Source organism: Brevundimonas sp. (assembly GCF_016463485.1).
GTDB lineage: Bacteria > Pseudomonadota > Alphaproteobacteria > Caulobacterales > Caulobacteraceae > Brevundimonas.
In genome coordinates, this window is the sequence record NZ_JAEMRD010000156.1 from 1 (window position 1) to 7253 (window position 7253).

Below are 7253 nucleotides of genomic sequence, written 5' to 3' on the forward strand. Positions count from 1 at the left end.
GCCAGTTGCTTGATGTTCAGCACGATGTCGACGACGTCTTCGCGCACGCCTTCCAGCGACGAGAATTCATGGACGACGCCGTCGATCTGGATGGCGGTGACCGCCGCGCCTTGCAGCGACGACAGAAGCACGCGACGCAGCGCGTTGCCGAGCGTGACGCCGAAACCGCGTTCGAGGGGCTCGGCGACCAGGCGCGCCTTGCGCTGGGCGTCGGAGCCGAGTTCGATCTGCGGCTTCTCGGGACGGATCAGCTCTTGCCAGTTACGTTCGATCATGGGTGTCCCTTGGGTACGGAGGTCGCCGGCCCCTCGCTCCTCGTCAGGTGCGTCCAGGGCCGGCGGAAGATGGGTCGGCGTAGGCGGGTGTCTTAGACGCGACGGCGCTTGGGCGGACGGCAACCGTTGTGCGGCATCGGCGTGACGTCGCGGATCGTGGTGATGGTCAGGCCGACCGACTGCAGGGCGCGGAGCGCGGACTCACGGCCGGAACCCGGACCCGAGACGTTGACTTCCAGCGTCTTGACGCCGTGTTCCTGGGCCTTCTTGCCGGCGTCTTCGGCGGCCATCTGGGCGGCGTAAGGGGTCGACTTGCGCGAACCCTTGAAGCCCATGTGGCCCGACGACGACCACGAGATCGCGTTGCCCTGGGCATCGGTGATCGTGATCATGGTGTTGTTGAAAGACGCATTCACGTGGGCGACGCCCGAGGTGATGTTCTTGCGCTCGCGCTTCTTTACGCGACCCGGTTCCTTGGCCATGTGTCTGTCTTACTTCTTCTTGCCGGCGATCGGCTTGGCGGGACCCTTGCGGGTGCGGGCGTTGGTGTGGGTGCGCTGGCCGCGGACCGGCAGGCCCTTGCGGTGACGCAGGCCGCGGTAGCAGGCCAGGTCCATCAGACGCTTGATGTTCATCGACGTCTCACGGCGCAGGTCGCCCTCGACCGTGTGATCCTTGTCGATCGTCTCGCGGATCTGCAGGACTTCGGCGTCGGTCAGTTGGTTCACGCGGCGGGCGGACTCGATGCCCACCTTGCCCACGATGTCCTTGGCGGCGGCGGGGCCGATGCCATGGATATACTGCAGCGCGATTTCGACGCGCTTGTTGGTCGGAATATTGACGCCAGCGATACGGGCCACGAAGCTCTCCAGATACGCGCAAACCGGACGCAAACAACGCTCCGGTCAACAGACCAGGAGCGTGGCGCCCTTCGCGGGAAGCGCGCCTTATACCGATGATTCAGATTAGGTCAACGGGTGACGGCGTCTTCAGGCAAAACACCCTGGGTCCAGGTGAAGGGAACGGTGATCCGCTCACGCGCACCGTCCTGAACCACGCCGTTCACGACCCGGGGCCGGATGCGCATATATCGCGCTGCTCTCACCGCCGCACGGCCGAAACCCCAGCCCGTGGGCCGCTCTGATTCGTCGCGGCAGTTCGTGACCGTGGTGTCGCGGTTGATCCGGCACAGAATGACCGCCTGCCCGCTGATCCGGCGTCTGGCCGCCCTGCTGGGATAGACCTCGTTCTTCTCTTCTGCGTTGAGCTGGCGAATCCAGCGTACTCCCGACGATCCCGCACCGACGCCGGCACCAGCGCCCGTTCCGGTTCCCGTACCACCCAGACCACTGCCCGCCCCTTGGCTGCGGCCGGTCGCAGCGCCGGCACCTTCGCCCGCGCCGGAGGCTGCGCCCGTGCTGGCACCCGGCTGGACCGATACGCTGTCGGTAAGGATCGGCGTAGCAATCGAGGCCGGACCCACGATCAGCGGCTGTGGAATCGGCGTCGGTTCCGGCGGGGCCTGAAAGGCGTCGGGGAAGGGCTTCAGGACGACAGGCGGACTGTGGACGATTGAGGGTGCGGGCGGGGCCTCACCGCCGGACCCGCTTGAGCCCGCAGGCGGAGAGCCGGGGAAGAGCGTCACGTCGATAGGCGGGCTCGCCTCGAAGAGCTGCGCGTCTCGGGTCAGGGCCAGCCACCACAGGATCAGAATGTGGGCGAAGAGCACCACGACAAAGGCCGTCGTCCGTCTCGACCGCTCGTCCCGTGTCCGCATGACCCTGCCCTTCTCAGACGCGAACGATCCCCCCGAAGCGAGACAATTGCAACCGGGACGTCAGCCGACGGCCGGGCTGGTGTCAGGACGTCGGCCGCCGAGGTTGAACTGGATACCCAGCGGCATTTCGGCACCCGAGACCGGCCGTCCCTGACGGGTCGGCGGCGCAAAGCGGAAGCGGTCGATGGCGATACGCACCGCCGCCTCGCCGAAACCCATCCCTGACGGTGTCTCGTTGACGACGCGGCAGTTCTCCAGGCGGGAGTCCAGCCGGATGACGCACCGCAGCGCCACCATCCCGTCGATCCGTCCCCGACGTGCGGCGGCCGGCGCGGCATCGGCGATCTGGCGCGACGTCGGCCCGGCGATGAAACGAGGCGGCGTGCCCCCCGAACCCGGTCCATCGCCGTCACCGCTACCTGTACCGCTGCCCGCTCCCTGCCCGCCCTGCCCAAAGCCGGGCGTCGGTGTGGCCAAGGGCGCGACGCCGACGACCAGCGCGGGCGCGGGTGCCTGGACCACGGGTGCCGGCAGTTCGGGCTCGACAGGACGTGGCCGGGGCGGCGTGTGGATGCGAGACGGTGCCGCCGGGGCCCCGCCCCCCGAGACCGGCGCGGGAGGTTCAGGCGTCAGGGGTGGCGGAGGCGGAGGCGGGGGATCGAGTGGCCGAAACAGTTCGACGTCAATGGCGGGCAGCGACGCCATGGGCGGCACCTCCGTGCTGGTCGACAGCGCCAGGAACAGTCCGCCGTGCAAGACGGCGACGCCCACAGCCACAGCCAGCCTCTGTCCCTGTTTGCGGGAGACATGGGGACGGATCGTCGTCAACGTTCTTCAGGTCGCCTCGCCGGACCGTCACGGTCCTTTCAAGCGCACTCTAACGCACGATGCGGATGAACGTGGCGTGACGGGCAGCGCTCACCCGTGCCAGTCGGCCTCCGCACCTATCGGGCTTCCCGGGGGTGTCGGCGGGGCGTGGTGGCGATCCTCCAGCATCTGGTCCAGACGGTCGCGGTCGCCGATCAGGGCGCCCAGCCAGCGATCGTGGGCCCGCTGGACCGGATCTGCGGCGCGCGACGCCTTCAGCCGCGTCGCCAGGGCCGTCAGCCGATCGTCGATCACAGCCGCCGAAGTGCTCGACAGGTCGTCACCGCGCAACAACCCTGCCAGGGTCAGCACATATTGCGCCTGAACTCGCCGCGCCGGTTCGGCCAGCCTCCCTGTTGCAGGGGCGAAGGCAGCGGCGGTGACGGCGTCGATCGTCTCGGTCAGGCTGAGTTGGGTCGGATCGCGGCGCGCGGCGTCGCTCAGCCGGTTGACCCGCGCCGGGGCGAACAGGGCGGTCAGGGTGACGTCGGCCGCCACATCGGCCGCCACGCCCGGATCGAAGACTCGCCCTTCAAGCCCCTTGAACACCTCGATGTCGTTCTGGGGGTCGCCGTCGCCGGATTGCTGGGCGTTCAACAAGGCGATCAAGGGCTCGGGCAGGTCAAGTTCGGCAGGGCTCAGGGTCGCGGTCAGGGCCGCCAGGGCCGCGCGCTGGGTCGCGGCCGGGACAGGCGCCGCCGCCTCTCGCCCGTCACCCGAGACCGGACAGCCATAGTCGATCCCGCCGACCAGCTTGGACACGGCGTCCACCTGATAGCGATGGTACAGATAGATCGGCACCAGCCGCCGCCTCAGATCATTGACCGCCGAACCGTCCGGCAGGTTGCCCAGCCCGAACCGGTCCAGAGCGATTCGCCGGATCCGCATCAGGTGACCCAGTTCCTCGACCGGGTCCGCGCCGTTGTCCCACAGACTGCCCCAGGGCTGGGCGTCGCCGCCGATCCGGGCATCGGGGTCCGACACGAACCGCAGCCGCGCCACCCCGGCCTCAAGCGCTGCCGCCCGGACATCGGGAGCCGCGTCGCTGTACAGTTGGTCGATGGCGAAGCGGTCCCAGTCGCCCATCCCGACGCCATAGGCATCCGAGAAATCCAGTTGATCCTCCGGCCCGATGCCGATCACCGGCACCGGATAGTCCATCACCGAGGTCCGTCCCTGGGTGCTGCCGGCGAAATTGTGCAACAGGCCGATGGCGTGGCCGACCTCATGCGCCGACAACTGGCGGATGCGGGCCAGGCCGATCTGGACCGGGTCGTTGGGCCCGCCGTCGCCGGTGCCCGCCGCGCCCAGCAGTCCCTCGAAGATCAGTATGTCCTGCCGGATACGGAGCGACCCCAGCAGCACCGATCCCTTGACGATCTCGCCGGTGCGCGGATCGACCACGCTCTGGCCATAGGACCAGCTGCGGGTGGCCCGATTGACCCAGTTGATGACGTTGTAGCGGGCGTCCAGAGGATCGATCCCTTCGGGCAGGACCTCGACACGGTAGGCGTCGATGAAGCCCGCGCGGTCAAACGCGTCGGCCCACCACTGCGCGCCCTCGACAAGGGCCGTGCGCACGGGCTCGGGCGCGGCGCGATCGACGTAGAAGACGATGGGTGCCTTGACCGTCGAACGAGCCGCTGCGGGATCGGTCTTCTCCAGCCGGAACCGGTTGGCGAACCGCCTGACCATCGCCTCATCCAGCGGCGCGGAATAGTCGGTGACGAGGGTCGAGATCGCGCCGGTCCGGGGATCGAATGGCCGGGGCGTGAAGCCCGGCTCGGGCAGTTTGATGAAGCTGTGGCGTACCGTGAACGTCACCAGCCGCGCGTCCGGTGCGATCTGGCGAAGATCGGTCCCCGGCGCATCGACCGCAAAGGTCAGACGCGCCTCCATTTCCACGTTCTCGGGAAAGGCCCGCGCCTGGGACGCATCGACCAGGGTCAGGTCGGCGACCGGCTTCAGCGTCCCCTGCCCCGCCGCTTTCAATTGCTCGGCGATCCCCATGGCGTCGCGGGTCAGGAAGCCGGCGATGTCGATCAACACCGACCCGTCGTCATTCTCCGCCACGATCTCGCCCGCCCAGACGGTGGAGCCGACGAAGGCGTCGCGTGCCGCCGCCTGCTCGTCGACGCTGCCGGCCGGGGCCGTGTATTTCGGGTTCTCGAACTCGGCGACGACCCGGGGCCCGATCCTCCGGAAGGCCAGGATGTTGGTCGCGCCGATCTGGGCCCGATCCAGCCCGGTATTGGCCGACCCGACCCCGGTCCGCAACGCCGTGTGGTGGATGACCCGCAGCATCACCCCGTCCGCTGCGGCGGCGGGCATTTGCACCAGCACCTTGCCCTTGTCCGCGTCGATGAAGATCGGAGCCAGGCCGTTCTGGCGCGTCAGACCCTCGATCGTCTCGGCATAGGTCGCGGGATCGTCTGCGGCGTGAACAAAGGACGCGGGTGCCGAAAGAGCCAGCACCAGAGCGATCGCCGTCGCTGCTTTACCGACCCTGAACGCCATGCCTGATCCCTCTACGCTGCGGTGCGATAGGAGGGTGATTGGAGGGAGTGAGTCAACGCCCTCCTCCCTCTCCTCCCCATCGCTGCGCGACAGGGAGAAAAACCTAGGCCAACGCCTTGTCGATCTCGGCGGCGACGGCGTCGATCGCGCCCATGCCGTCGATCTCGGTCAGCAGACCCTTGTCGCCATAGTAGGGCAGCAGGGGCGCGGTGTTGCGGTTGTAGGCGTCCAGCCGGACCTTGAAGCTGTCGGGATTGTCGTCCGGACGGCCCTGGTCGGCGAAGCGGCTGGCGACGCGGGTCAGCAAAGCCTGGTCATCGACCTTCAGACGGATGACGTGGTCGATCTGCTTGCCCAGTTTGGCCAGCATGGCGTCCAGCGCCTCGGCCTGGGCCAGGGTGCGGGGAAAGCCGTCGAAGATGGCACCGCCGGCGTCCTCGGCGTCTTTCAGCCTGGCCTCGATCAGGGCGATGACGATGTCGTCGGCGATCAGACCGCCCTCCGACATGATGGCCTGGCACTGCTTGCCCAGGTCCGAGCCCGAGGCGATGGCCTCGCGCAGCATGTCGCCGGTCGACAGCTGGACCATGCCCCGCCCATCGACAAGGCGCTTGGCCTGGGTGCCTTTGCCCGCGGCAGGCGGTCCGAACAGGATCAGGTTCAAGGCCGCCCTCCCAAAGCGATCGCAACCGGGCTCAAGTAGCGCGAAGCGCTGTAGCCCAACAAGCCGGACTTAAGTCGCGCAAAGCGCTCCGGGCCCACTCATCACCGCCGTACGGGAGCGGGCGCACCGCGTCCACCCCGACCACGCAGCTTGGCCTTCTTGATCAGGCCTTCGTACTGGTGGGCCAGCAGCTGGGACTGGATCTGGGCGACCGTATCCATGGTCACCGAAACGACGATCAGGATCGAGGTACCGCCGAACAACAGGCTCGGCCCCATCTGCGCCGCGATGAACTCGGGGATCAGACAGACGGCGGTGATATAGGCCGCGCCGATCACCGTCAGACGGGTCAGGACGTAATCCAGGTATTCCGCTGTTCGCTTGCCCGGACGGATGCCCGGCAAAAAGCCCCCGTATTTCCGCAGGTTCTCGGCCGTGTCCTCGGGGTTGAAGGTGATCGAGGTGTAGAAGAAGCAGAAGAAGACGATCAGCAGGCCGTACAGCAGCATGAACAGCGGCTGGCCATGCGTCAGCTGGCCGGTCACCATCGGCAGCCAGCTCAGCCAGGTCGGCAGGTCGGCGTTGGCGGTCATGGTGGCGACGGTCGACGGCAGCATCAGCAGCGACGACGCAAAGATCGGAGGGATCACCCCGGCGGTATTGACCTTGAGCGGCAGGAACGAACGTTCCCCCCCCGCCATCCGGTTGCCTTCCTGACGCTTCGGATACTGGATCAGCAGCCGGCGCTGGGCCCGCTCCATGAAGACGATGAAGACGACCGTGAAGATGCCCAGGGCAGCGATGAACAGCAGGGCGAAGGCCGACAGCTGACCTTGCTGGGCCAGACCGAACAGGCGCGCGATCGTGCCTGGCAGCACCGCCACGATACCCGCGAAGATGATCAGCGAGATGCCGTTGCCGATGCCGCGCGCCGTCACCTGCTCGCCCAGCCACATCAGGAACATGGTGCCCCCGGTCAGGGCGACGACGGTGGTGGCGATAAAGAACAGGCCCGGCTGATCGACCAGGTTCGGCTGGGCATTCAGGCCCGCGGCGATACCCAGCGACTGGGCCAGCGCCAGAAACACCGTCAGATAGCGGGTGTACTGGTTCAGCTGCTTGCGGCCGCTTTCGCCGCCTTCCTTCTTCAGCT

7 protein-coding genes and 1 pseudogene are annotated in these 7253 nt (G+C 67.6%); all 8 read right to left on the bottom strand.

Annotated features, from left to right (window positions below; translation table 11 throughout):
• A pseudogene (locus tag JHC99_RS16175) lies at nucleotides 1-275 on the bottom strand (DNA-directed RNA polymerase subunit alpha); the annotation flags it as partial.
• A 92-nt stretch (nucleotides 276-367) separates the two neighbouring features.
• Entirely contained in the window at nucleotides 368-757 is a 390-nt protein-coding gene (gene rpsK / locus JHC99_RS16180; RefSeq protein WP_292154852.1) for a 30S ribosomal protein S11, read from the bottom strand.
• Between the two features lie 9 nt (nucleotides 758-766).
• Entirely contained in the window at nucleotides 767-1135 is a 369-nt protein-coding gene (gene rpsM, locus JHC99_RS16185; protein WP_056101849.1) for a 30S ribosomal protein S13, read from the bottom strand.
• Nucleotides 1136-1245: 110 nt separating this feature from the next.
• A complete protein-coding gene (locus JHC99_RS16190; protein ID WP_292155596.1) occupies nucleotides 1246-2052 on the bottom strand; it encodes a TonB family protein in 807 nt (268 codons plus the stop codon).
• A gap of 60 nt (nucleotides 2053-2112) precedes the next feature.
• Nucleotides 2113-2880, bottom strand: a complete 768-nt coding sequence (locus JHC99_RS16195) for a TonB family protein (protein ID WP_292155598.1) — start codon at nucleotides 2878-2880, stop codon at nucleotides 2113-2115.
• A 90-nt stretch (nucleotides 2881-2970) separates the two neighbouring features.
• Nucleotides 2971-5436 (bottom strand): zinc-dependent metalloprotease, encoded by a 2466-nt coding sequence (locus tag JHC99_RS16200; RefSeq protein WP_292155601.1) that lies wholly within the window; start codon nucleotides 5434-5436, stop codon nucleotides 2971-2973.
• 103 nt (nucleotides 5437-5539) lie between these two features.
• A complete protein-coding gene (locus JHC99_RS16205; protein WP_292155603.1) occupies nucleotides 5540-6100 on the bottom strand; it encodes an adenylate kinase in 561 nt (186 codons plus the stop codon).
• A gap of 101 nt (nucleotides 6101-6201) precedes the next feature.
• Nucleotides 6202-7253: preprotein translocase subunit SecY (secY, locus tag JHC99_RS16210; RefSeq protein WP_292155606.1), on the bottom strand; the 1052-nt coding region annotated here is incomplete at its 5' end.